Source organism: Leisingera sp. ABD4_442 (assembly GCF_056160905.1).
The window spans coordinates 14474-37777 of record NZ_JBSWYB010000024.1 but is presented as its reverse complement, the minus strand read 5'-3'; the positions used below and the strand labels follow the sequence as shown (position 1 = coordinate 37777).

Here is a 23304-nt window from a genome sequence, read left to right as displayed (position 1 = left end):
CCCTGCCCCGGCTGGGCGGGCTTGGGCGATTGACTCTTTCGCCAGACGGCCCGGCTGCATATAATCGAATGAAAACAACCTGCCGCCAGCTGGACGGCGGAATGGTGCCGAGGAGAGCATGATGCGCCTGACCTGCCCGAATTGCGCAGCCCAGTACGAAGTGCCCGAGGATGTGATCCCTGCGGAAGGCCGGGACGTGCAATGTTCCAACTGCGGCCAGACCTGGTTTCAAGCCGCGCCCGGCATTGCCGCAGCTGAAGAACCGGCAGAGGTGGCAGCCGCTGCCCCCATGCCGCAGGAAGCCGCGCCGCAACCGCCCCTGGACAGTGCCGAGGAGCAGCCGGAAGCGGACACCTCCCTTGAACCGGAGGCAGAAGCAGCGGCAGAAGCCGAGCCTGAGGACACGGCAGATTATTCCTATGATACGGCACCTGCCCAGGAAGCAGCTGAACCGGATAGCCCCGAAGTAGAAGATGCCCCCGCCCCGGCAGAGGAGGTGGCAGAGGAGATGCCAGAGGACAGCGCCGGCACTGCGCCGCCGCGCAACCGGGCGCTGGATCCGGCGCTGACGGACATTCTTCGCGAGGAGGCCGAACGCGAAGCCTCGCTGCGTGCTGCCGAAAGCCAGGGGCTGGAAACCCAGCCCGATCTGGGGCTTGAGGAGGCCGCGGCCGCAGAGGACGAGGCCGCCCGCCGCAGCCGCCAGGCGCGGGACCGGATGGCGCGCATCCGTGGCGAGGACCCGCGCCAGATTGCCGCCGCCGAAAGCGGCTCCCGCAAGGAACTGCTGCCGGATATTGAGGAAATCAATTCGACCCTGCGCTCTGCCGGCGGTGCGGCCCCCGCCCCGCAGACCGATCCGCAAGACCAGGCTGCGCGGCGTAAAAGCAGCTTTGCCCGCGGCTTCTCGGTCTCGGTCATTGCCGCGCTGATCCTGGTCATGGTCTATGACAATGCGCCGCTGATTGCCGAGAAGCTGCCGCAGGCGGATTCCATGCTGACCAGCTATGTCGGATGGGTGGATCAGGCCCGGCTGTGGCTGGACGGGCAGGTCAAATCGCTGACCGGCGTCCAGTAACCCGCACTCAGCAACTCACATTCAGTGAGCCGCGTCCATTGACCGGTACGGCCTGACCGGCCTCTTTCAGGCGCTCAGGACGGGCCGTCATCCGGACCCGGCATGCGGCACCGGCACTCAGAACCGGTCCAGCAGCCGCTGCAAATAGCCGCGTTCGCGCTCGCTGCGCTCCCGCTCGCCGGCCCTGCGGCGGATATCCTCCAGCAGATCCCAGGCGCGGCGGTAGGCATTGCCCTCGCCCACCTTGCCGCCGTCGCTGATGCTGCCGTTGTTGCGGCCCAGCGGGTCCAGGCGCTCTCCCTGCGCGGTGGCAGAGGGCTGCTGCCCGTTCTGCTGTCCCGGCTGCTGTTGCTGCGCCAGCGCCTCGCCCAGGCTGCGCATGCCTTCGCGCAGCGCTTCCATCGCGTCGGATTGCCGGTCAATAGCCTCGGCATTATCGCCGCCGCGCAAGGCCTCCTCGGCCCCCTCCATAGCGCGGCCTGCCCGGTCCAGCGCCTCGCGCGCGGCCTCGCCGGCCTCGCCGCCCAGATAGGGCAGCCCGTCCTGCTGCTGCTGCAACTGCTGGCGCAGCGCCTGCTGGCGGTCGGCCAGCGAGCCGCCCTGCCCTGGCTGGTCGCGGCCGTCGCTGCCCTGGCCGCCGGGATTGCGGCTGTCCGCACCCTCGCCGCCCTGACCGTCCTGGCCCTCGTCACCGCCCTGGCCGCCCTGGTGGCTCTGGCCGCGGCCCAGGCCGCCGTCGCGGCCCTCGTTACCCTGGCTCTCGCCGCTGCGGGCGCCGGGGTTGAACTGCTCCTGCAGATCACGGAAGGCCTGATCCGACAGGCCCTGCTGCTCGCGCAGGGTCTCGGCCAGCCCCTCCATCGCCTCGCGGCCCTCATTGCCCTGGCCCTGCCCCTGCTGCGAGCGGGTCATGCGCATGTTTTCCATCATCTGCTGGAACTCGCGCAGCGCCTGCTCCGCCTCGGCCATGCGGCCCTGCTCCATCAGCTCCTGGATGCGGTCCATCATCGCCTGCAGGTCGTCCTGGCTGAGGGTCATCATGTCGTCAGGCATCTCGCCCGGCTCCATCATCTCGCCATTGTTTTCGGCCATCCGGCTCAGCTGGCGCAGGTAATCCTGGGTCGCCTCGCGCAGCTCCTGCATCAGGCGGGCGATCTCCTGCTCGCTGGCACCATCGCGCATCGCCTGGCTCAGCCGCTCCTGCGCCCGCTGCATCCGTTCCAGCGCGTCGCCCACATCACCCTCTTCCAGCTGGATCGCCAGATCCCACAGCGCGGCGGCGATCTCCTCCTGCTGCCGCTCGGGGATCGCGCCGGCAACGGTATAACTCTCCAGCCGCCGCAGGATCGTACGCAGCCGCAGATAATCGCCGTAGTCGCGGTAGAGCCCCTCGGGCCGGTGCGACAGGGTACGCAGGATCTGCGCCACCCGCGGCGCATTGGCGCGTGCCCACAGCAGGTCGCGGCGCTGTTCGATCACCGCCGCAGCCAGCGGGTCAAAGAAACGCCGGGTCAGCAAATCTGTTCCGAACCCGGCCGCTGCCGCGGATTGCCCCGCCTCATCCATAGCAGAGAAGGTGAAGACCACCGGCAGATTGGCCCAGGGGTGCCGGGCAAAATCCTCGATCAGTTTCTCGGTGAAATCCTTGCGCGAGCCCGAGAGGGGCAGCGGCAGGTCCAGCACCAGCGCCTCGCGCGGGTCGGGGTCCGCGGCCAGCCCGTGGCGCCGCTCCACCGCAGCCAGATCCAGGGTGATCCGCACCTGCCCGGCCGCCACGCCGTAATCATCCTGCGCTGCAAAGGCCAGGGCGGTAAAGCCATCGTTTTCCAGCTCAGGCTGGCCAGCGACGGCCACCTTGGGCGGATTGTCCGGGATCACCTCCACCTGCCAGCTGCGCCCGCCTTCGCCCTCGATGGCAAAACTGCCGCTGCGGGTGACGCCGAATTCCATTGCGGTCTGCAGGGCATCCGCTTCGCCCACCTGCTGGCCGGAGACAGTCTCCGCCAGCTCCAGCGCACCCACCTCGCCGTAGAAGCGCAGGGTGACGCGGCTGCCCTGAGGCAGTTTCAGCACGTCACCGTCCTGGTCATTCAGATAGAGCACCGGCAGGCGGGTATATGCGGGCGGCTCAGCCCAGCCTTCCCAGGCCGGGCCGTTCAGCACGCCACCGCCGCCCTTGCCCAGGTCCTTCACCGTGGCCACCTGCCAGATCGACCCGAACAGCACCGCCACCGTCAGAAACAACCCCGCCATGTAGCGCAAGGCGTAGGGATCAAAGGAGGCAATGTTGAGATCAGGCGCCGGAGCCTTGGCCTGGGCCGCCGCCGCTGCCATCCGGCGCTGGTGCGCCTGCCACAGCGCGGCTGAGGCGGCGTCGTCCGCGCCAATGGCCTGCGTATCAAGAAGCGCGGCAACGGGACGGCCCGGCAGGGTCTGGTCCAGCCGCGCCAGCGCCGCGGCCTTGCTGGGCCAGCGGAAGCGCCACAGGCCCCAGCCCAGCGCCGCCGCCGTGGCAATCAGCACCGCCATCGCGCCGGTCCAAACCAGCCGCTCCGGCAGCAACTGGTGCAGCCCCAGCATCAGGGATGCCAGCGTCGCCATCAACAGCGAGGCCAGCGGCCAGAAGCTGCGCAAGGCACGCTCCGCTGCCAGCCCGGCCCGCGTCAGGCCCAGCGGCCAGCGCAGGTGTTTCAGGACCGGATCGGCCTGCCGGTTTCTAAGGCGGTCAAAGGGCATTCGGGCCTCATGATCTGATGGCCCGCGCCGGATCGCGCCCGGATCGCTTCAGAGCCACTCCGGGATGGTATCGCGGTTTATCATCTCTTCATAGTCCGGGCGGCGGCGAATAACCGCGAATTGATCCCCGTGCACCAGCACCTCCGGGATCAGCGGGCGGGAATTATATTCGCTGGCCATTACCGCGCCATAGGCGCCGGCGCTGCGGAAGGCGACCAGATCGCCCGATGCCAGCGGCGGCAGGTCGCGCTGCTTGGCAAAGGTATCGCCGGTTTCGCAGACCGGGCCAACGATGTCATAGGGCTGGCTTTCCACACCCGCCGCGGCTTCCTCGACCGGGATGATGTCGTGATGCGCCTCATACATCGCCGGGCGGATCAGGTCGTTCATCGCGGCGTCCAGAATGAGGAAATCGCGCCCCTCGCCAGACTTCACATAGATCACCTTGCTGACCAGCTGGCCCGCGTTGCCCGCGATCAGCCGGCCCGGCTCGATCTCGATCTCGCAGCCCAGGTGGCCCAGGGTCTCCTTGACCATCTGGCCGTATTCAACCGGCAAGGGCGGTGCAGTGTTGGAGCGCTCATAAGGAATGCCAAGACCGCCGCCTAGATCCAGGCGGCGGATGTTATGGCCCTCGGCGCGCAGGACCTCGGTTAGCTCCGCCACCTTCTGATAGGCCAGCCGGAAAGGCTCCAGGTCAGTGAGCTGCGAACCGATGTGGACGTCGATCCCCGCCACCTCCAGCCCCGGCAGCGCGGCGGCGCGGGCATAGACCTCACGCGCGCGGGCAATCGGGATGCCGAACTTGTTCTCGGATTTTCCGGTGGCAATCTTGGCGTGGGTCTTGGCGTCCACGTCCGGGTTCACCCGGATGGTGATCGGGGCTTTGGTGCCCAGCTCCGCAGCCACGGCGCTGATCACGTCCATCTCCGGTTCGGATTCCACGTTGAACTGGCGGATACCGCCGGTGAGCGCCACGCGGATTTCCTCTGCCGTCTTGCCGACGCCGGAAAACACAATCTTGTCGCCCGGCACCCCTGCCGCCCTGGCGCGCAGGTATTCTCCCTGGCTGACCACATCCATGCCCGCGCCGGCCTGCGCCAGTGTCTTCAGGATCGCCTGGTTGGAGGCCGCCTTCATCGCAAAGCAGACCAGGTGATCGGTCCCTTCCAGCGCCTCGTCGAACAGGCGGAAATGGCGCAGCAGGGTGGCGGTGGAATAGACATAGAACGGAGTGCCCACCGCCGCGGCGATCTCGGAGATGGGAACGTCTTCGGCGTAAAGCGCGCCGTCGCGGTAGAGAAAATGATCCATGGGCCTGCGTTTAGGGCAAAAGGGGCAGATGGATCAAATGATTCCGCCCTGCACGCCCTGCCGGACACAAAGGCGCTCTCCCGCCCGCCGCAAACGCATCAAAGATGCGCCCGCGCCGTTGGACCGTGCGCCGCGCTGACGCGCGGCGGGGTTTGAGTATTTGCCTGCAAGGTGACAATGGGCTGCTCTTTCATCTTGCTTCAAATACTCATTGTAAAACGGTTGCCACAAACGAGGCGTCCTGGGTGTTGCACACCCGGCGCACGCCCCTGTCACGGCATCTTAAGCCCGAACTGGCATACTGCCCCTGATCGCGGTCACTGCCGGGCCTGACACCCCCGGCACCTTGGAACAGGGCCCTTTGGCACGGGCACGCACAGACGACGTTTCGCGTGCGGGAGCAACCCTCCCGTCCCGCCTCCGCCCCTTGGCGGCGCCGCCACTCCTTACCGCTGGCCTCAGCAGATCAGAAACGGAATGCACAACAGCAGCAAACAACCGGACGGGGATCAGCCCCGGACGGCAAATGCGCTGTTCAGAACGTGTGGGACACGCCCGCGCGGGCATAGCCGGAGACCGAGACACCCGGCTCCGCGGGCTGATGCTTTTGCGGCGCATTGGGCGCTGGTGCGCTGGTGGCCGCCGGCAGGCCGGTGTCGCAGGCGGCCAGGCCGGCCAAGGCAAGAAAAACAATCGCAAGCTTCATTCCAGCATCCTTAATGAAAACCGCCCCGGCGGCAGGCCGGGGCAGATCCTAGGTGGTGTTTCTGCATTGCGGCGTCAAGGGCGCCGCAGGCGCTAGAAGCCCAGAAAGACGCTGACCGGCCCCTTGTGCAGCCCGACCGCGCCGCCGACATGGACGCCGCTGCCGCCGACACCGATACCTGCGTTCAGGGTCGGCTGCACCGGCTCGCCGTCCACCCCGCAGGCGGCCAGAACCGCCAGCCCGAGCAAAGCATAGATCATGTTGCGCATTGTCTGCCTCCTTGCCGCAGCCGGCTGCGCGGGCGTCAGCCCGCCAGGATGCCCTGCCAGCGGGCGATCTGCGCCCGCACCTGCGCCGGCGCGGTGCCGCCGTAGGACATGCGGGAGTTTACCGAGTTTTCGACGCCAAGCACAGTGAAGATGTCCTCGGTGATGCCTTCGTGAACGCCCTGCATATCCGCAAGCGAAAGGTCCGGCAAATCGCAGCCGCGGCTTTCCGCCATCGCCACCAAGGTGCCGGTCACGTGGTGGGCATCGCGGAACGGCACCTTCAGCACCCGCACCAGCCAGTCGGCCAGGTCGGTGGCGGTGGAGAAGCCGGAGCCTGCGGCGGCCGCCAGGCTCTCGCGGTTGCCGGTCATGTCGCGCACCATGCCTTCCATCGCCGCCAGCGCCAGCATCCAGTTGTCGGCGGCGTCAAACACCTGTTCCTTGTCTTCCTGCATGTCCTTGGAATAGGCCAAGGGCAGCCCCTTCATCACCATCATCAGCGCGGTATTGGCGCCAAAGATCCGGCCCACCTTGGCGCGGATCAGCTCTGCCGCGTCCGGGTTCTTCTTCTGCGGCATGATCGAGGAGCCGGTGGAGAAGCGGTCCGACAGGGTGACAAAGCGGAACTGGGCGGAGGACCAGATCACCAGCTCTTCGGCAAAGCGGGAAAGGTGCACGGCGCTGATCGAAGCCACGCTCAGGAATTCCAGTGCAAAGTCGCGGTCGGAGACCGCATCCAGCGAGTTCGCGGCGGGGCGGTCAAAGCCCAGCGCAGATGCGGTCATCTCCCGGTCGATCGGGAAGGAGGTGCCCGCCAGCGCCGCCGCGCCCAGCGGCGATTCGTTCATGCGTTTGCGTGCGTCGCGCACGCGGCTGAGGTCGCGGCCGAACATCTCCACATAGGCCATCATGTGGTGGCCCCATGTGACCGGCTGCGCAGTCTGCAGATGGGTAAAGCCCGGCATCACCCAATCGGCGCCCGCCTCGGCCTGGCTCAGCAGCGCCCGGATCAAGGCCAGCAGGCCGCTTTCCGCCGCGTCCAGTTGGTCCCGCACCCAGAGTTTGAAATCGGTCGCCACCTGGTCGTTGCGCGACCGGCCGGTGTGCAGACGCCCTGCAGGCTCGCCGATGATTTCCTTCAGCCGCGCCTCCACATTCATGTGGATGTCTTCCAGCGCAGTGGAAAACTGGAAACTTCCGCCCTCGATCTCTGACAAAACGGTGAGCAGCCCTTCCCGAATGGCCTCAGCATCATTATCCGTAATCACGCCTGTCGCGGCCAGCATCGCCGCATGGGCCCTGGAGCCTGCGATGTCCTGTGCTGCCATCCGCTTGTCAAACCCGATCGAGGCGTTGATTGCCTCCATGATCGCGTCGGGACCTGCGGCAAAGCGGCCGCCCCACATCTGGTTCGAGGATTGATCTGTCATGGTGTGGAACCCCGGAGATAATATGCGTCTGTTTCGTCAGCTTTCCCTTTATATGGCCCTCGCCTTGGGTGCAAATGCCGCGGCTGCGGCAGATCAGGCGCAGCTGGAAGCGCTGCGCGAGGACAGCCTCAAGCGGCTGGTCGTGCATTCCGAGCCGCGCGACACCTCGGCCGCGGCGTTTGAGCTGGCCGACGGCGCCGGCACTGCCAGCCTGGAGGATTACCAGGGCAAGGTGGTGCTGCTCAATTTCTGGGCCACCTGGTGCGCCCCCTGCCGCAAGGAGATGCCGCAGCTGTCTGAGCTGCAGGAGGAATTCGGCGGCGAAGACTTCGAGGTGCTGACCATTGCCACCGGGCGCAACTCGCCCGCGGGTATCCAGAAGTTCTTTGACGAGGTTGGCATCACCAACCTGCCCCGCCACCAGGATCCGAAACAGGCGCTGGCCCGTGAGATGGCGGTGATCGGCCTGCCGATCACGGTGCTGCTGGACCGCGACGGCAAGGAGGTCGCGCGGCTCCTGGGCGACGCCGAGTGGAATTCAGACAGTGCCAAGGCGATTGTTCAGGCGATGATCGCCTCAAAGTAGCTTGCGCTTGAAATTCAAGTGAGTAGCTTGGGGCCGGAATACTGGCCCCAGGAGACTATTTTGACAAAGATTCTTACCGGCTTGTCAGCAGCAGCCATCGCACTTTTTGCAAACATTGCTCCCCTCCAGGCGGAGATTTTGCTCGAAGGACACCGGTCCAAGGTCACGATTCATTCTGCTGAACGTTTGAAGGGCGAAGTCAAGAAAGACTTCGCCCACTTCAAGAAAAATGCAGATTATTATGGCGCACTTTATGTCAACCAGCAGGAAGACATATCTGCCGAATTCTGGGACACAAGGAACATGGAGCTGGCCAAGCAAAGTGCTCGGAAATCCTGTCACCTTAAGTCGCAGAACCCATCCCACTGCGAGCTTTACGCAACCGTTGGTCCTAAGACCCCTGCAACGGGGAACGGTGTCACTTTAAGCCAAACTGGAAACCGTCTTTTCAAAAAGTACCAGCGACTGCAAAAGGACGGCAAATTCGGCGCATTCGCAACAACCGATTTCGGTGCCCCTGGGTATAGCTGGGGATACGACACAGAGATCGAAGCAAAGGCTTCGGCGATACGCGGCTGTGAATCCAGTATTGAAAAAATCAATAGCAATACTTCAGCTCACATCGTGCAAAACGTTATGAAGAATGAAGGCGACACCTGCCGCGTCATCCATGTCGCCCGTCCGTAGCAACTCCTGACCCGGCAGAGTTTCGCACTACCTGTACCTTGAGGGACGCCCCGAAACGGCGCCCCTGTGCTGGGTGGAGAGTGATATGAAACCTGTTGTGTTACTGATCGGCAAGCTGCCGCATGTGATCGGCAATGTGGCCGAGCAGCTGGACCATCTGCCGATCCAATGGCTGGGCGCCCATGACCAGCCCGAGGTGGTGCGCCAGCTGGAAACCGAGCCGCGCATCGAATGCGTGATCATGGGCGCGGGTCTGGACGATCAGATCCGCGGCGACCTCATCGGCATCATCGCGGCGCTGAGGCCCGATGTTTGCATTCACCTCAAGGACCGCGCCTCCGGTCCCGAAGGGCTGGTGCCCTTTGTCGAGCGGGTGGTGCAGATGCAGGTGCTGCCAAAGGCGCAGCGCGCGGCTGCGGCGATGTAGACCCCGGCTTGCCAAGGCCAGCCTGCCCTTGCCCCCGGAGCTGGGGGCGGGGACGGCCGCGGTTGACCCCACGCCACCTTTGACAGCCTTCCGCCCGCCCGCCAGTCTGCCTGCGGGAGGACGCTCATGCCGCTGGAACTGCTGCTGGCCCTGGTCGCGGGCGGGATATCCGCAATTGCCATTCTGCTGCACGTGACGGGACGCTCCCGGCAGATCGTGGTGACCGCGGCAAGCGCCCGCGCGGCCTGGTTGCGCCATTTTCCGGAGGACACCGTTATCAAGGTGCTGCCCGCCGCCAGCGGACAGGCCGCCCTGGTTGCGACCGGAACCGGGCCCGGGCTGCTTTGGGCTTTTGGCGCCGATACCGTTGGCCGCCATCTGACCGGCAGCAGGATCCGCGAGACCGCCGCCGGGCTGCGCTTTGAGTTCAACGACTTCGCCGCCCCCGGCCTCTTCCTGTGCCTGGCAGAGGCGGAACGCCGCCAATGGCTGGAACTGATCGCACCCCCAGCGGAGGCCGTATGACCGCAGAGATTTCATACCCTGACGCGACCCAACTGGCGGTGCCGTTCTTCATCGCCGCGATCCTGGCCGAGTTCCTTTGGATCGCCCTGAAGAAGCGTGGCGGACGCTATGAGACCCGCGATGCGGTGACTTCCCTGATCATGGGCGCGGGCAGCGTTGCCGAAGGGCTGCTGCTGGGCTTCATCGCCTGGGGTTTTCTGATGTTCCTGTGGCAGCTGACGCCGCTGGACATGGGGACTTCAGCCGGGGCGGTCCTTGTCTGCTTTGTGCTCGATGACCTGCGCTATTACTGGGTGCACCGGCTTGGCCACCGGGTGCGCTGGGTCTGGGCGTCGCATGTCAATCATCACTCCAGCCAGCACTACAACCTGACCACTGCGCTCAGGCAGACCTGGACCGGGACCTTCACCTTTATGATGGTGGTTAAGGCGCCGATGGTGCTGTTGGGATTTCACCCGGCGCTGGTGCTGTTTTGCGGCGGGCTGAACCTGATCTACCAGTTCTGGATCCACACCGAGGCGGTCACCCGGCTGCCGCGCTGGTTCGAGGCGGTAATGAATACCCCCAGCCACCACCGCGTCCACCATGGCAGGAACCCGCGCTACCTGGATTGCAACTATGCCGGCGTCTTCATCATATGGGACAGGATGTTCGGCACCTTCGTGCCGGAACAGGACCACGACCGCCCCGATTACGGCCTGGTGCATAACATCGCCACCTTCAACCCGCTTAGGGTCGCCTTTCATGAATGGGTCGGCATTTTCAAGGACATGGCCCAGCCCGGGCTGACCTGGAAACAGCGTCTGCTCTATGCCTTTGCGCCGCCCGGCTACAGCCATGACGGCAGCCGCGACACCTCTGCCGGGATCAAGGCGGCGCATCTGGCACGCCACCCCGAAGATGCCGGCACCCCGGGGTTTGACGGCTGAACACCGGGCGGCTGGAGGGCAGATCGTTCAAATTCGAACTTTAATCCCGCAGCAATCCTTTTGCAGGACACTGCCTGGAGCATCATATTAAGTGACATCTTTGCCGGAACAGGGCCTGAGCTGAACATGAAAAGACGAAATGCCAAGGCAGATCTCCCCGAAGGCTCCGAAAACCCGCTGAACGCCGCGGTGGCCGGGCGCGACCGCTCCACCCTGGACATGGTTGCCGACGCCGTGCGGCACAATCAGACGGTGCTGGCCTATCAGCCCGTCATGCAGGCCATGGCGCCGCACGGGGTCGCCTTTTACGAAGGCTATATCCGGGTGCTGGACCCGACCGGCCGGGTGATTCCCGCCCGCGAATTCATGCATGTGGTCGAGGACAAGGAAATCGGCCGCGAGATGGACTGCCTGGCGCTGCAGCACGGGCTGAAGGCGCTGGAGAAATACCCGCAGATCCGCCTGTCGGTGAACATGTCTGCGCGCTCCATCGGCTATCAGCGCTGGAACCAGGTGCTGGACCGGTTCATGAAGCGCGACGCAACGCTGGGCGAACGGCTGGTGCTGGAAATCACCGAGGCCTCCGCCATGGCCGCGCCGGAACTGGTGACCGACTTCATGGGCCGGATGCAGCAGCATGGGATTGCCTTTGCGCTCGACAACTTCGGCGCCAGCACCACCTCTATCGGCAACTTCCGCCAGTTCTTCTTTGACGCGGTCAAGATCGACGGCCAGTTCGTGCGCGGCATTCACGCCAGCCACGACAACCAGTCGGTTGTCCGCGCCCTGATCGGCATTGCCAAGCAGTTCGACATGTTCACGGTCGCGGAGTCGGTGGAGAGCCAGGAGGATGCGGAGTTCCTGGTCGAGAACGGCGTCGATTGCCTGCAGGGCTACCTGTTCGGCGCGCCATCCGTCACGCCGCCCTGGATCGAAGAAATGAAACGCCAGGAGGCTGGCTGAGCCGCCTTGCGGACCGGACCAGGCCCGGCAGACCACTGCTGCCATGGGCTGATGCGCGCGCGGCAGCGGTCTGCTCCCCTCCTGCCGCCCCGGAATTTCACCGCCCCGGCAGCAGCTTAGCCGCCTGTGCCTGTGCTGCCTTGCAGCATTATCCGCCGCGGCTGACGGAATTCCTGCATCCAAGGGCGTTTCTGGCGGTTGACTCTGCCGCACCCCCTGGGACACGCTGGCAATTGCTGCACGTGCAGCAATAGATTATGTCGGTACCCGGAGGATACGGGAAAGATTCTTGCGCGGACGATTCTGCATCGTGTGCGCGGCGCTCTCCCGGGAGACCAGAATTGATGGCAGAGGACCAGAAATCAATGACCAATGTTGTAATCGCATCCGCCGCGCGCACCGCCGTCGGCTCCTTTGGCGGCTCGTTCGCCAATACCCCGGCCCATGACCTGGGCGCCGCGGTGCTGGAAGCCGTTGTGGAACGCGCCGGTGTGGACAAATCCGAAGTGTCCGAAACCATCCTGGGCCAGGTGCTGACCGCGGCCCAGGGCCAGAACCCGGCCCGCCAGGCGCATATCAATGCAGGCCTGCCCAAGGAAAGCGCCGCCTGGGGCATCAACCAGGTCTGCGGTTCGGGCCTGCGTGCCGTGGCACTGGGCGCACAGCACATCCAGCTGGGCGATGCGTCCATCGTCGCCGCCGGCGGCCAGGAGAACATGACCCTGTCCCCCCATGCCGCGCATCTGCGTGCCGGCCACAAGATGGGCGACATGAAATACATCGATACGATGATCCGCGATGGCCTGTGGGATGCCTTCAACGGCTACCACATGGGCCAGACCGCCGAGAACGTGGCTGAGCAGTGGCAGATCTCCCGCGACATGCAGGATGAATTTGCCGTTGCCTCGCAGAACAAGGCGGAAGCGGCGCAGAAGGCGGGCAAATTCGCTGATGAGATCACCCCATTTGTGGTCAAGCACCGCAAGGGTGACATCACCGTGGACGCGGACGAATACATCCGCCACGGTGCCACCATTGAAGCGATGCAGAAACTGCGCCCGGCCTTTGCCAAGGACGGCTCGGTCACCGCCGCCAACGCCTCTGGCCTGAACGACGGCGCCGCTGCCACCCTGCTGATGAGCGCCGATGAGGCCGAGCGCCGCGGCATCGAGCCGCTGGCCCGCATCGCGTCTTATGCAACCGCCGGCCTGGATCCGTCGATCATGGGTGTGGGCCCGGTCTACGCCTCGCGCAAGGCGCTGGAGAAAGCCGGCTGGTCGGTCAATGACCTGGATCTGGTCGAAGCCAACGAAGCCTTTGCCGCCCAGGCCTGCGCGGTCAACAAGGACATGGGCTGGGATCCGTCGATTGTGAACGTGAACGGCGGCGCCATTGCCATCGGCCACCCGATCGGTGCCTCCGGCTGCCGGGTTCTGAACACCCTGCTGTTCGAAATGAAGCGCCGCGGCGCCAAGAAAGGCCTCGCCACCCTGTGCATCGGTGGCGGCATGGGCGTCGCCATGTGCGTCGAACGCCCATAAAACCGGCAACAAACCGTTAAATCTGAAGGACGCCCCCGGGCGTCCTTTTTCTTTTACATGGCAGGCCTATACTGCAGGTGCGACAATTTTCTCGCGGCAACGCAGAAATTTGCCGCGCAATATTGTTGCGCTCCCTTACCGGAAACTGTAGCAAGATTACCAAGAGACTATTACTGGAGGATTCTTGAATGGCACGTACTGCACTCGTCACCGGCGGCTCCCGCGGCATCGGCGCAGCAATTTCCCAGGCGCTGCAGGCGCAGGGCTGCACTGTGGCAGCCACCTATGCCGGCAATGACGAAGCCGCGGCAAAGTTCACCGAGGAAACCGGCATCAAGACCTATAAGTGGAATGTCGGCAGCTACGAGGAAAGCGCTGCAGGCATTGCCAAGGTCGAAGCGGACCTGGGCCCGATCGACATCGTGGTGGCCAACGCCGGCATCACCCGCGACGCGCCGTTCCACAAGATGACCCCGCAGCAGTGGCAGGAAGTGATCGACACCAACCTGACCGGCGTGTTCAACACCGTGCACCCGATCTGGCCCGGCATGCGCGAGCGCAAGTTCGGCCGCGTCATCGTGATCTCCTCGATCAACGGCCAGAAGGGCCAGTTCGCCCAGGTGAACTATGCCGCCACCAAAGCCGGCGATCTGGGCATCGTGAAGTCGCTGGCCCAGGAAGGCGCGCGGGCAGGCATCACCGCCAACGCCATCTGCCCCGGCTATATCGCCACCGAGATGGTGATGGCGGTTCCGGAGAAGGTCCGTGAGTCGATCATCGGCCAGATCCCGGCCGGCCGCCTGGGCGAGCCGGAAGAGATCGCCCGCTGCGTGGCCTTCCTGGCCTCCGACGACTCGGGCTTCATCAACGGCTCGACCATCTCTGCCAACGGGGCGCAGTTCTTCGTCTAAGCTGATCTGCCAGCGAAAACGGCAAGGGCCGGTCCAGATGGACCGGCCCTTTTCCCATCCCGTAAGGACGCGTGCGCGCTCAGGCCCAGCGGGAAACCTTGGGGCGGAGGGCTGGCACCGGCCGCTTGCTGAACAGCCAGATCCATGCTCGCTTCAGTACCTGCCCGCGTTCGGCATGGGCGCGGGCCATGGCAGTCTTGGTGGCGGCATTAGCAGAATATTCCAGCATGTCAGGCCTCCTTTCCTCGGATCAGTATCCTTTACCTGCACCCAATATGAGGACGTTCCGTCAAACGGACAAACGAGACTTTGCCAAGCTTCAGTTAAAGTATACTTACGTGAACATGACTGACCGCCTGCCGCCCCTCACCGCTTTGCGCGCCTTTGACGCTGCTGCCCGCCATATGTCCTTTGCCAAGGCGGCGGAGGAGCTGAACGTGACCCCTGCGGCGCTGTCCTTTCAGATCAAATCGCTGGAGGAGCATCTGGGCCAGCCGCTGTTCCGCCGCCTGAACCGGGCGGTGGAGCTGACCGAGGCGGGCAAGACCCTGGCGCCCGGCGCGGCGGAGGGGTTCGAGGCGCTAACCGCCGCCTGGCGGGCGACCCGGCGGCTGCAGGACAATACCACGCTGACGGTGACGGCCGGCCCGGGGCTGACGGCGAAATGGCTGGCGCCGCGGCTGTATGAGTTTGCCCGGGCGCATCCGGAGATTGACCTGCGGTTTTCAGCGACACTGCGGATGCTGGATTTTGTGCGCGACGAGGTCGATGTGGCGATCCGTTTTGGCTATGGGCCGGATGAGGGGCTGTATGTGCTGCCGGTGCCGCCGGAATGGGTGACGCCGGTGATGTCGCCGGAGCTGGCGGAACGCTACACCACGCCGCAGAGCCTGGTGGAGGCGCCGCTGATCTTTGATGAGTCGATTGACTTTCTGGACCCGCCCTGCGACTGGCCCGCCTGGTTCAGGACACAAGGCATTGATTTTACCCCGACGCATGGCTCGCATTTTTCGCAGGCCGATCACGCCATCGACGCAGCTGTGGCGGGGGCCGGCGTGGCGCTGGGGCGGCGGGGGATGGCGATCACCGATCTGCACGCAGACCGCCTGGTGGCGCCGTTCAAGACCGCGATTGAGACCAAGGCGCATTTCCGGTTCCTGTGTGCGCTGGGAACCGAGACCCGGCCGCAGATCGCAGCGTTCCGCGACTGGTTCATTGCCGAGATCGAAAAAACCGCCTACGTCTCGGAGGAATTTGAGATCATCCCCGTCGAGGACATTCCCCCGCCATGACCAAGACCCGTGCGACCGCCATCGGCTTTATCGCTGTTCTTCTGTGGTCGCTGCTGGCCTTGCTGACCGTCGGATCGGAACCGGCGCCGCCCTTGCTGCTGAATGCGCTGTGCTTCAGCATCGGCGGCACGCTGGGGATTTTCTGGACCGCGGCCGCTGGCAAGCTGGGGCAGCTGAAAGACGTGCCTTTCAAGGTCTACGCTTTTGGCACGCTGGGGCTGTTTGGCTACCACGCGCTGTATTTTTCGGCCCTGCGGCTGGCGCCGGCGGCGGAGGCCGGGCTGATTGCCTATCTCTGGCCCCTGCTGATCGTGCTGTTCTCGGGCCTGCTGCCCGGAGAGAGGCTGAAAGCGGGGCATCTGATTGGCGCTGGCTTGGGTTTTGCCGGGGCGGCGACGATCATTTCGGGCGGCGGCGGCGGGTTTGAGGCGCAGTATCTGCCAGGCTACGGGCTGGCGCTGCTCTGTGCACTCACATGGTCCGGCTATTCGGTGCTGTCACGGCTGGTGGGCAAGGCGCCAACCAGTTCGGTTGCGGTCTTCTGCCTGGCCACAGCTGCAGCGTCCTGGGGGCTGCATTTCGCGCTGGAGGAGACGGTGTGGCCTGCGGGCACGCTGGGCTGGATCTCGACCCTGCTCCTGGGCCTCGGGCCCGTCGGGCTGGCGTTTTACGTCTGGGATATCGGGGTCAAGCAGGGCGATATCCAGATGCTGGGCACCAGTTCCTATGCGGCTCCGCTGCTGTCGACGCTGATTCTGGTGGTGGCGGGGATCGCCGCGGCCTCTTGGGGGCTGGCGCTGGCGGCGGCGCTGATCACCGGCGGGGCGCTGATTGCGGCGCGGGCCAGCGCCAGCCGGCCCCCCAAATGAAAAGAGGGCCGCCACACTGGGCAGGCCCTCCAAAACTTGTTCCGGTCTTGCCCGGCGGAACGCTTTAGACTGCTTCCGCTGTCAGCCGCGAAATCTCTTCCTTCAGCTTCAGCTTCTGCTTTTTCATTGCCGCGATTTGCAGATCATCGGTACCGGGTGATCGTTGGGCCTGTTCCACTTCCATGCTCAGATGCTCGTGCTTCTTCTTAAGTTCGGTCAGATGCGAGCTGAGGCTCATGGCAACCCTCCTTCTTTGAGCTAGATGTGTTTGACAGGAAGAGTGGACCACAAGTTTTCGCGTCTGTCACGCTGCAGCCGCACTATTTTTGTCATGAAATTTTCATATCGGCTATGCGCCGCGCATTTTGCCGCAGGCCAAAGCGCGTTTTTGCAGAAACCAGCGAATTTGGTTTCGCCAAAGGTTGAATCCCGCGCATGCCGCCCCTAAGTTTGCGCCGCTGTAAAAATCCGCCTCAGCCTGGCCAAGGCAAGGCAGCTGCGTCGCGCAATACGGCGCGGATTTCGGGGCGGTAGCTATCCCCGTCGCGCTCATGCCGGGTGCCTTCATGCAGAATCAGCGGCGCATGCAGACGGAAATCCGCCCGCCCGCCCTTGCGCGCCCGCAGGATCACCAGCTCTGCAGCGCGGGTCTGGCGCGGCGCCAGCGGCAGCACCTCCACCGAGCCCAGAACGCAGGCGCAGCCCGCAAGCATGTCCGGCAGCCGGTCCGCCCGCTGGATCATGTGCAGGTAGCCCTTAGGCGTGAGGCGCCGGGCGGCGGCGGCGATCCAATCAGCCAGCGGCGTGCCCTCGCCCAGCGCCACCTTGCGCCCCTCGTCGCGGGCCTGGCTGTGGGCGCCCGCCTTGTAATAGGGCGGATTGGCAATGACGTGATGGAACTGGCGCTGTTTCAGCGGCTCTGGAAGGGCGGAAAGGTCAGCCTCGAACACCTCGATGCTATGACCATTGGCTGCGGCGTTGCGGCGGGCCAGATCCGCATAAGGCGCCTGCAGCTCCACCCCCGTCAGCGCAACCCCCGGCACCCGCGCGCCAAGGCACAGGAGCACCTGGCCGGCACCGCAGCCAAGCTCTAGCACAGCCTTCCCTGCCTGCGCGGGAACGGCGGCCGCCAGCAGCACCGGGTCCACCCCGGCGCGGTAGCCCTTTCTAGGCTGCCACAGCTGCACCCTGCCGCCGAGGAATCCGTTGCGGGTCAGTTCATCATCGCAAAAGCCCGTCATCGTACAGGCCTCATCGGCCAAGCGGGATTTCATTGTCGCGCATCACCACCAGCGCGTCCTCGTAGTCATCCTCGTGAACCATCAGACGGCGCGGGAAAATTCCGATCCCGCCTTCCAGGATGCTCATATTTACGTCCATTTGAAAGCAGTCTATATCCTCTCCCTCAAGGAGGGCGGAGGCAAAGGCCATGATCGTCGGATCGGTGCTGCGCAAAAGCTCTTTCATGGGGATGGATCTAAGGGCAAGGCACAGGCGTTGTCGAGACTTGCGAGCGGGAAAGTGATGGACCAAGTGATGACCAGGAAACCGCATGAGATGCTGGCCGCAACCCTGAGCGGGGAGCTGGAGGCGGTGAATGCGCTGATCCGCACCCGGATGGCGTCCGAACATGCGCCGCGCATCCCCGAAGTGACCGCGCATCTGGTCGAGGCCGGCGGCAAGCGGCTGCGGCCGATGCTGACGCTGGCCGCGGCGCGGCTGTGCGGCTACGAGGGCGACCATCACCTGAAACTGGCGGCGACGGTGGAGTTCATTCATACCGCGACGCTGCTGCATGACGATGTGGTCGACGAAAGCGCCCAGCGGCGCGGGCGGCCGACCGCGAACCTTCTTTGGGATAACAAGAGCTCGGTTCTGGTCGGTGACTACCTGTTTGCCCGCAGCTTCCAGCTGATGGTCGAGACCGGCTCCCTGCGGGTGCTGGATATCCTGGCCAATGCCTCCGCCACTATTGCCGAGGGCGAGGTGCTGCAGATGACAGCAGCGTCGAACCTGAAGACGGATGAGGACATCTATCTGCAGGTGGTGCGCGGCAAGACCGCCGCGCTGTTCTCAGCCGCGACCGAGGTCGGCGGGGTGATTGCCGGCGCGCCGGAAGCGCAGGTGAAGGCGCTGTTTGCCTATGGCGACGCGCTGGGGATTGCCTTCCAGATTGCCGATGATCTGCTGGACTATCAAGGCGACAGCAAGGCGACCGGCAAGAACGTCGGCGACGACTTCCGCGAGCGCAAGCTGACCCTGCCGGTGATCAAGGCGGTGGCGCAGGCGACGGACGAGGAACGCGCGTTCTGGACCCGGACCATCGAGAAGGGCAAGCAGCAAGACGGCGACCTGGAGCAGGCGCTGGCGCTGATGGCGAAATACGGCACGTTGGAAGCGACCCGCGAGGATGCCTTTGGCTGGGCCGCCAAGGCACGCGCGTCGCTGGAGGTGCTGCCCGATCACGAGATCCGCACCATGCTGAGCGATCTGGCCGATTACGTTGTGTCACGGCTGAACTGAGCCGGTCCGTTAGTACAGGTGCAGGGGGCGTTGCCCCCTCGGCCAGACGGCCTCACCCCCGGAGTATTTCAGACCAGAAAGAAGCCGCAGGGCGGTGGCGCGCCGTGCACCAGCGCGGCGCGCGGCCCAACGGCGGGCAAGCATCTTTGATGCGCCGGCCCGCGGGCGGGAGCTGCCCGCTTTAGCTCAAGGTGACAGCGCTGCACCACCACTCGGGGTGCTCTGCACCGATTTCATAGGCTGCCATATGGGCGGCTTTTTTTGTGGGGTAGAGCGCAAAGCATGTGGCGCCGGAGCCGGACATGCGGGCGAGCAAAGCCTGGCGCGAGGCGCGCAGGTCCGCAAGAACCCGCGCGATTTCAGGCGCAAGGCTGATGGCCGGGGCTTCCAGGTCGTTGCGCTGCCCGGCCAGCCAGGCGGCGCAGTCTTCAGCGGTGAGGAAAGACGGGATGTCTTCTGGCATCGGCGGGTTGTCGCGGGAGGGCAGCGCGGAAAAGACAGGGCCGGTGGGCACATGCACACCAGGGTTGACCAGCAGGGCGTGCAGCTGAGGCAATTCTACCGGCGTGACCTGCTCGCCGATGCCCTGCATCCGGGCGGCGCGTGCCGCCATGCAGACCGGAACATCGGCGCCCAGCGACAGCGGCAGATCTTCGGGAATGCTCCTCCCCTGCCCCGCCAATGTGCGCAAAACTGCAGCGGCGTCAGAGGAGCCGCCGCCGATGCCAGCGCCATGCGGCAGCTGCTTGTTCAGGCTGATCCGCCCCCGCCAGCCTGCCCCGGCGGCGGCTTTCCAGACCAGGTTGCGCGCATCAGCAGGCACGCCCTCTGCAAACAGGCCGGAGACCTCGAGCGCCAATTCCGGTCCGGGATCCAGATGCAGGCGGTCGCCGGTACCGGCAAAGACCACCAGTGAATCCAGCAGGTGATAGCCGTCCTCGCGGCGGCCGGTCACATGCAGGGTCAGGTTGATCTTGGCGGGTGCTGCGACCTCAGCCGCCATTGGCAACTTCCAGCGGTTCGGCGCCTTCCTCGGCCAGTACTGCATCCAGACCGACGTCCAGCTTGCGGCGGATACGGTCCGGGTCGGCCTCACCGTCGGTGTCTTCCGGGTCGATGAAGGAGAGTGCCCGCTTCCACTGGAACTCTGCCTCGCGGGCGCGGCCCACGGCCCAGTAGACATCGCCCAGATGGTCGTTGACCACCGGGTCCACCGGCATCAGTTCCACTGCGCGCTCCATATGGGCGACCGCCTCGTCAAAGCGGCCCATGCGGTAGAGCACCCAGCCCAGGCTGTCGACGATATAGCCGGAATCGGGCCGTGCCGCGACGGCGCGTTCGATCATATCCAGCGCCTCGTCCAGCTTGCTGCGCTTTTCCACCAGCGAATAGCCAAGGTAGTTCAGCACCTGCGGCCGGTTCGGATCCAGCGCCAGCGAGGCGCGGAAGTCGGCCTCTGCCTGCTCCCACTGGTCCAGCCGTTCATGGCAGATGCCGCGGGCATAGAGCAGGAACCAGCGGCTGGGAGAGTCTTCCGGCGTATTGTCCAGCGCCTTGTCATAGGCGCCCGCGGCGCCGGCGTAATCCTCCTGCTGCCGCAGGAGGTCGCCGAGGCTCACATAGACGCTGGGCTGGGCGGGGAACTCGCGGGCCAGCTGCTCCAGCACTTCGATCGCCGCATCCGGCTTGGCGGCACGGCGCAAGGCTTCGGCGCGGCCCATTTCGGCAGCATGGTAATCCGGATGGCCGCCCGGCACCTGCTTGTAGGTGGCCACTGACAGCTCATACCGGCCCAGCTGGTCCAGCAGGCTGGCGCTGAGCAGGATGGCGTCCACATGGTCCGGGCGCAGCGAGGCCGCCATGCGGGCGTACATCAGCACATAGTCATTGGCCGTGTCCCCGTTCAGCGCAGCGCCCAAGGTATAGAACACCTCGGCGATGCCCTCTTTGGGGGTGGGGGCAACAGTATAGGCGAGCGCCTCGCCCGCGGCGAGCTGGGCGTCCAGAGCTTCCAGTCCCGGATCCAGGCTGCTGCCAAAGGCGGCCTTGAGCGCCTGGCGGGCGTCGCTGTTGCGGCCAAGCTGAGACAGAATCTGAACCCGTGCCACCGCGGCGCGGCGGCTGAGACTGGCAAGACGGCCGTCTTCAGCGGCGAACAGCGCCTCTGCCCCTCCGTAGTCGCCGGCAGAGGCCAGCGCCAGCGCGCGGTGATAGAGCACGAAGGGGCGCAGGCTGCCATCCTCTGCCAGCCGGTCAAAGGTGCTGAGCGCGCTGGAGACAGACCCCGCCCCCACATGCGCCCAGCCTTCCAGCAGCCCGTCGACCAGCGGGTGGATTGCCTCGCGGTCAAGATCCCGGCCGAGAATGGCCTGGTAGTGCCCGGCGGCAGCATGGCCGCCAGCGATCACGATATTGGCAACCTGGCTGCGGGCGCCTGCCTGCAGCAGCCGTTCCGCCACCGGCACCGCCAACTCTGCCTTGCCCATGGCAAGCTGGGCAAAGACCACGTTTTCCATCAGGAGCGGGTTCTGCGGATCGCGGGCCAGCGCCTGGGTGTAGTACAGCGCCGCGGCGGCAAAATCGCTGTCATAGGTCGCGGCCCGCCCGGCCAGGTAGGATCCGGCCAGCCCCTCGGCGTGCGATGCGGGTGCGGCAGCGGCCATCAGGGCCGCACAGGACAGGCTGCGAAGAATGGATACGGGCACGCGGGGACCCCCTTACGGAAAACTGCTCTTTGCTCTTCTAAGAAAGCGTAGTGCGGCGCCCGTCAACACGCAATGGGGCGGCCCAAGGACCGCCCCATAAAATCCGGCAAAAGCCCGCCGGAATGCTAACGTTCCCGTTACATATTCGGGTAGTTCGGGCCGTCGCCGCCCTGCGGCGTGGTCCAGGTGATGTTCTGGGACGGGTCCTTGATGTCGCAGGTTTTGCAGTGAACGCAGTTCTGGAAGTTCACCACAAACTCCGGCTTGCCATCGTTTTCAACCACTTCGTAGACGCCGGCCGGGCAGTAGCGCTGCGCAGGCTCCGCGAACTTGGGCAGGTTGACCGAAATCGGGGTGTCCTGGTTGCCCAGCTGCAGGTGGCAGGGCTGGCTTTCCTCGTGGTTGGTCATCGCGAAGGATACGTTGGTCAGGCGGTCAAACGACAGCACGCCATCGGGCTTCGGATAATCGATCGGCTTGTGCTTGGAAGCTTCCTCGGTCGATTCGGCGTCGTTCTTGCCGTGGCTCAGAGTGCCGAAGAAGGAGAAGCCCAGCAGGTTGTTGGTCCACATGTCCAGGCCGCCCAGCGCCAAGGAAGCGGTAAGGCCCCACTTGGACCACATCGGCTTGACGTTGCGGACCATCTTCAGGTCCTTGCCGATGGCGCCGTCGCGCACTTCGGTCTCGTAGGCGGTCAGTTCGTCGCCGGAGCGCTCCGCCTTGATCGCGTCATAGGCGGCTTCGGCCGCGGCCTTGCCCGACAGCATTGCGTTGTGGTTGCCCTTGATGCGCGGCACGTTGACCATGCCCGCGGAGCAGCCCAGCAGCGCCACGCCGGGTGCGACCAGTTTCGGCATCGACTGATAGCCGCCTTCGGTGATGGCACGGGCGCCATAGGCGACGCGCTTGCCGCCCTTCAGCAGTTCGGCGACCACCGGGTGGTGCTTAAAGCGCTGGAATTCCATGTAGGGGAACAGGTGCGGGTTCTTGTAGTTCAGGTGCACCACGAAGCCCACGTACACCTGATTGTTGTCCAGGTGGTAGATGAACGAACCGCCGCCCGCGTTGGAGCCCAGCGGCCAGCCCATGGTGTGGGTGACGGTGCCTTCCTTGTGCTTGGCCGGATCGATCTCCCAGATCTCTTTCATGCCGACGCCGTATTTCTGCACGTCCTTGCCGGCCTGGAGGTCGTATTTGGCGATGACTTCCTTGGCCAGCGAGCCGCGCACGCCTTCGGAGATGAAGACATATTTGCCGTGCAGCTCCATGCCAGGCTCATAAGCCGGGCCGGGGGTGCCGTCGGGGTTCTTGCCGAATTCGCCGGCAACCACGCCTTTGACTTCGCCGTTGTCGCCGTAGACCAGCTCCGAACACGCCATGCCCGGGAAGATCTCGATGCCCAGTTCCTCGGCCTGCTCCGCCATCCAGCGACAGACGTTGCCCATGGAGACGATGTAGTTGCCGTGGTTGTTCATCAGCGGCGGCATCGGGAAATTGGGGATGCGGATCTGGCCGTTTTCGCCCAGCATCAGGAAGTTGTCTTCCTTCACCTCGACATTCAGCGGCGCGCCTTTTTCCTTCCAGTCCGGGATCAGAGCGTTCAGGCCGCAAGGGTCCAGCACCGCGCCGGACAGGATATGCGCGCCCACTTCCGAGCCTTTTTCCAGCACCACGACCTCAAGGTCGCTGTCCAGCTGTTTCAGGCGGATGGCCGCAGACAGACCGGCGGGGCCGGCCCCGACGATCACCACGTCGTATTCCATCGCTTCGCGTTCAATCTCGGCCATTTGCGGCGCTCCTTGGCTTTCTTTTC

24 protein-coding genes are annotated in these 23304 nt (G+C 64.9%); 12 read left to right on the top strand and 12 right to left on the bottom strand.

Annotated elements, in window-relative coordinates; translation table 11 throughout:
* The first annotated feature begins 121 nt into the window (after positions 1-121).
* Complete coding sequence (locus tag ACXAHG_RS16295; RefSeq protein WP_475041515.1) at positions 122-1078, top strand: zinc-ribbon domain-containing protein; 957 nt, start codon at positions 122-124, stop codon at positions 1076-1078.
* A 117-nt stretch (positions 1079-1195) separates the two neighbouring features.
* On the opposite strand, the gene ACXAHG_RS16290 is transcribed toward ACXAHG_RS16295, so the two are convergent.
* The 5 genes from ACXAHG_RS16290 to argH all read right to left on the bottom strand — a co-directional run bounded on the left by ACXAHG_RS16290 (position 1196) and on the right by argH (position 7533).
* On the bottom strand, positions 1196-3814 hold the full coding sequence (locus ACXAHG_RS16290) for a DUF4175 domain-containing protein (protein ID WP_475058987.1): 2619 nt from the start codon (positions 3812-3814) through the stop codon (positions 1196-1198).
* 48 nt (positions 3815-3862) lie between these two features.
* Positions 3863-5128, bottom strand: coding sequence for a diaminopimelate decarboxylase (gene lysA / locus ACXAHG_RS16285; protein WP_475058984.1), 1266 nt, complete (start codon positions 5126-5128; stop codon positions 3863-3865).
* 535 nt (positions 5129-5663) lie between these two features.
* A complete protein-coding gene (locus ACXAHG_RS16280; RefSeq protein ID WP_475041509.1) occupies positions 5664-5834 on the bottom strand; it encodes a hypothetical protein in 171 nt (56 codons plus the stop codon).
* Positions 5835-5926: 92 nt separating this feature from the next.
* A complete protein-coding gene (locus tag ACXAHG_RS16275) occupies positions 5927-6103 on the bottom strand; it encodes a hypothetical protein (RefSeq protein ID WP_475041508.1) in 177 nt (58 codons plus the stop codon).
* A 35-nt stretch (positions 6104-6138) separates the two neighbouring features.
* Positions 6139-7533, bottom strand: coding sequence for an argininosuccinate lyase (argH, locus tag ACXAHG_RS16270; protein ID WP_475058982.1), 1395 nt, complete (start codon positions 7531-7533; stop codon positions 6139-6141).
* Positions 7534-7555: 22 nt separating this feature from the next.
* On the opposite strand from argH, the gene ACXAHG_RS16265 reads away from it, so the two are divergent.
* The 8 genes from ACXAHG_RS16265 (at position 7556) to phbB (ending at position 14102) form a co-directional block, all read left to right on the top strand.
* Positions 7556-8119, top strand: a complete 564-nt coding sequence (locus ACXAHG_RS16265; protein WP_475058980.1) for a TlpA disulfide reductase family protein — start codon at positions 7556-7558, stop codon at positions 8117-8119.
* Positions 8120-8179: 60 nt separating this feature from the next.
* Positions 8180-8806, top strand: coding sequence for a hypothetical protein (locus ACXAHG_RS16260; RefSeq protein WP_475041504.1), 627 nt, complete (start codon positions 8180-8182; stop codon positions 8804-8806).
* A gap of 85 nt (positions 8807-8891) precedes the next feature.
* Entirely contained in the window at positions 8892-9233 is a 342-nt protein-coding gene (locus tag ACXAHG_RS16255; RefSeq protein WP_475041503.1) for a hypothetical protein, read from the top strand.
* A gap of 126 nt (positions 9234-9359) precedes the next feature.
* Positions 9360-9758: a hypothetical protein gene (locus tag ACXAHG_RS16250; protein ID WP_475058978.1), complete on the top strand. Its 399-nt coding sequence runs from the start codon at positions 9360-9362 to the stop codon at positions 9756-9758.
* Complete coding sequence (locus ACXAHG_RS16245; RefSeq protein ID WP_475058975.1) at positions 9755-10687, top strand: sterol desaturase family protein; 933 nt, start codon at positions 9755-9757, stop codon at positions 10685-10687. Before ACXAHG_RS16250 ends, ACXAHG_RS16245 begins: the two co-directional genes overlap by 4 nt.
* 126 nt (positions 10688-10813) lie before the next feature.
* Positions 10814-11650, top strand: a complete 837-nt coding sequence (locus ACXAHG_RS16240) for an EAL domain-containing protein (protein WP_475041499.1) — start codon at positions 10814-10816, stop codon at positions 11648-11650.
* A gap of 365 nt (positions 11651-12015) precedes the next feature.
* Positions 12016-13191 carry an acetyl-CoA C-acetyltransferase gene (locus ACXAHG_RS16235; RefSeq protein ID WP_475045238.1) on the top strand — a complete coding sequence of 392 codons (1176 nt, stop codon included), beginning with the start codon at positions 12016-12018 and terminating at the stop codon, positions 13189-13191.
* 188 nt (positions 13192-13379) lie between these two features.
* Complete coding sequence (phbB, locus tag ACXAHG_RS16230) at positions 13380-14102, top strand: acetoacetyl-CoA reductase (RefSeq protein WP_475058973.1); 723 nt, start codon at positions 13380-13382, stop codon at positions 14100-14102.
* Positions 14103-14181: 79 nt separating this feature from the next.
* Here phbB and ACXAHG_RS16225 read toward each other — a convergent pair whose 3' ends face one another.
* Positions 14182-14331 (bottom strand): hypothetical protein, encoded by a 150-nt coding sequence (locus ACXAHG_RS16225; RefSeq protein ID WP_475041495.1) that lies wholly within the window; start codon positions 14329-14331, stop codon positions 14182-14184.
* Between the two features lie 115 nt (positions 14332-14446).
* Here ACXAHG_RS16225 and ACXAHG_RS16220 point away from each other — a divergent pair, with 115 nt between their 5' ends.
* Both ACXAHG_RS16220 and yddG read left to right on the top strand, forming a co-directional pair.
* Positions 14447-15394: a transcriptional regulator GcvA gene (locus ACXAHG_RS16220; protein ID WP_475058971.1), complete on the top strand. Its 948-nt coding sequence runs from the start codon at positions 14447-14449 to the stop codon at positions 15392-15394.
* Entirely contained in the window at positions 15391-16263 is an 873-nt protein-coding gene (yddG, locus tag ACXAHG_RS16215; protein ID WP_475041494.1) for an aromatic amino acid exporter YddG, read from the top strand. The genes ACXAHG_RS16220 and yddG overlap by 4 nt, the downstream gene beginning before the upstream one ends.
* Positions 16264-16327: 64 nt before the next feature.
* On the opposite strand, the gene ACXAHG_RS16210 is transcribed toward yddG, so the two are convergent.
* The 3 genes from ACXAHG_RS16210 to ACXAHG_RS16200 form a co-directional block, all read right to left on the bottom strand.
* Entirely contained in the window at positions 16328-16501 is a 174-nt protein-coding gene (locus ACXAHG_RS16210; protein ID WP_475041492.1) for a YdcH family protein, read from the bottom strand.
* 235 nt (positions 16502-16736) lie between these two features.
* A complete protein-coding gene (locus ACXAHG_RS16205; RefSeq protein WP_475059010.1) occupies positions 16737-17504 on the bottom strand; it encodes a tRNA1(Val) (adenine(37)-N6)-methyltransferase in 768 nt (255 codons plus the stop codon).
* 10 nt (positions 17505-17514) lie between these two features.
* Positions 17515-17730, bottom strand: a complete 216-nt coding sequence (locus tag ACXAHG_RS16200; RefSeq protein WP_475041490.1) for a putative signal transducing protein — start codon at positions 17728-17730, stop codon at positions 17515-17517.
* A 57-nt stretch (positions 17731-17787) separates the two neighbouring features.
* On the opposite strand from ACXAHG_RS16200, the gene ACXAHG_RS16195 reads away from it, so the two are divergent.
* Positions 17788-18786, top strand: coding sequence for a polyprenyl synthetase family protein (locus ACXAHG_RS16195; RefSeq protein WP_475041488.1), 999 nt, complete (start codon positions 17788-17790; stop codon positions 18784-18786).
* Between the two features lie 181 nt (positions 18787-18967).
* On the opposite strand, the gene ACXAHG_RS16190 is transcribed toward ACXAHG_RS16195, so the two are convergent.
* The 3 genes from ACXAHG_RS16190 to ACXAHG_RS16180 all read right to left on the bottom strand — a co-directional run bounded on the left by ACXAHG_RS16190 (position 18968) and on the right by ACXAHG_RS16180 (position 23278).
* On the bottom strand, positions 18968-19789 hold the full coding sequence (locus tag ACXAHG_RS16190; RefSeq protein WP_475058969.1) for a 4-(cytidine 5'-diphospho)-2-C-methyl-D-erythritol kinase: 822 nt from the start codon (positions 19787-19789) through the stop codon (positions 18968-18970).
* A complete protein-coding gene (locus ACXAHG_RS16185; protein WP_475058967.1) occupies positions 19779-21491 on the bottom strand; it encodes a tetratricopeptide repeat protein in 1713 nt (570 codons plus the stop codon). Before ACXAHG_RS16185 ends, ACXAHG_RS16190 begins: the two co-directional genes overlap by 11 nt.
* A gap of 137 nt (positions 21492-21628) precedes the next feature.
* Positions 21629-23278, bottom strand: coding sequence for an electron transfer flavoprotein-ubiquinone oxidoreductase (locus ACXAHG_RS16180; protein WP_475058965.1), 1650 nt, complete (start codon positions 23276-23278; stop codon positions 21629-21631).
* Between the last annotated feature and the right edge of the window lie 26 nt (positions 23279-23304).

Bases quoted from the DNA above. Each gene is read 5' to 3' on its own strand.
- ACXAHG_RS16200 (WP_475041490.1), bottom strand. From the start codon at position 17,730: ATGAAAGAGCTTTTGCGCAGCACCGATCCGACGATCATGGCCTTTGCC.
- ACXAHG_RS16220 (WP_475058971.1), top strand. From the start codon at position 14,447: ATGACTGACCGCCTGCCGCCCCTCACCGCTTTGCGCGCCTTTGACGCT.
- ACXAHG_RS16295 (WP_475041515.1), top strand. From the start codon at position 122: ATGCGCCTGACCTGCCCGAATTGCGCAGCCCAGTACGAAGTGCCCGAG.
- ACXAHG_RS16195 (WP_475041488.1), top strand. From the start codon at position 17,788: ATGGACCAAGTGATGACCAGGAAACCGCATGAGATGCTGGCCGCAACC.
- phbB (WP_475058973.1), top strand. From the start codon at position 13,380: ATGGCACGTACTGCACTCGTCACCGGCGGCTCCCGCGGCATCGGCGCA.
- ACXAHG_RS16280 (WP_475041509.1), bottom strand. From the start codon at position 5,834: ATGAAGCTTGCGATTGTTTTTCTTGCCTTGGCCGGCCTGGCCGCCTGC.
- ACXAHG_RS16245 (WP_475058975.1), top strand. From the start codon at position 9,755: ATGACCGCAGAGATTTCATACCCTGACGCGACCCAACTGGCGGTGCCG.
- ACXAHG_RS16250 (WP_475058978.1), top strand. From the start codon at position 9,360: ATGCCGCTGGAACTGCTGCTGGCCCTGGTCGCGGGCGGGATATCCGCA.
- ACXAHG_RS16240 (WP_475041499.1), top strand. From the start codon at position 10,814: ATGAAAAGACGAAATGCCAAGGCAGATCTCCCCGAAGGCTCCGAAAAC.
- ACXAHG_RS16180 (WP_475058965.1), bottom strand. From the start codon at position 23,278: ATGGCCGAGATTGAACGCGAAGCGATGGAATACGACGTGGTGATCGTC.
- ACXAHG_RS16255 (WP_475041503.1), top strand. From the start codon at position 8,892: ATGAAACCTGTTGTGTTACTGATCGGCAAGCTGCCGCATGTGATCGGC.
- argH (WP_475058982.1), bottom strand. From the start codon at position 7,533: ATGACAGATCAATCCTCGAACCAGATGTGGGGCGGCCGCTTTGCCGCA.
- yddG (WP_475041494.1), top strand. From the start codon at position 15,391: ATGACCAAGACCCGTGCGACCGCCATCGGCTTTATCGCTGTTCTTCTG.
- ACXAHG_RS16205 (WP_475059010.1), bottom strand. From the start codon at position 17,504: ATGACGGGCTTTTGCGATGATGAACTGACCCGCAACGGATTCCTCGGC.
- ACXAHG_RS16190 (WP_475058969.1), bottom strand. From the start codon at position 19,789: ATGGCGGCTGAGGTCGCAGCACCCGCCAAGATCAACCTGACCCTGCAT.
- ACXAHG_RS16235 (WP_475045238.1), top strand. From the start codon at position 12,016: ATGACCAATGTTGTAATCGCATCCGCCGCGCGCACCGCCGTCGGCTCC.
- ACXAHG_RS16210 (WP_475041492.1), bottom strand. From the start codon at position 16,501: ATGAGCCTCAGCTCGCATCTGACCGAACTTAAGAAGAAGCACGAGCAT.
- lysA (WP_475058984.1), bottom strand. From the start codon at position 5,128: ATGGATCATTTTCTCTACCGCGACGGCGCGCTTTACGCCGAAGACGTT.
- ACXAHG_RS16290 (WP_475058987.1), bottom strand. From the start codon at position 3,814: ATGCCCTTTGACCGCCTTAGAAACCGGCAGGCCGATCCGGTCCTGAAA.
- ACXAHG_RS16275 (WP_475041508.1), bottom strand. From the start codon at position 6,103: ATGCGCAACATGATCTATGCTTTGCTCGGGCTGGCGGTTCTGGCCGCC.
- ACXAHG_RS16265 (WP_475058980.1), top strand. From the start codon at position 7,556: ATGCGTCTGTTTCGTCAGCTTTCCCTTTATATGGCCCTCGCCTTGGGT.
- ACXAHG_RS16225 (WP_475041495.1), bottom strand. From the start codon at position 14,331: ATGCTGGAATATTCTGCTAATGCCGCCACCAAGACTGCCATGGCCCGC.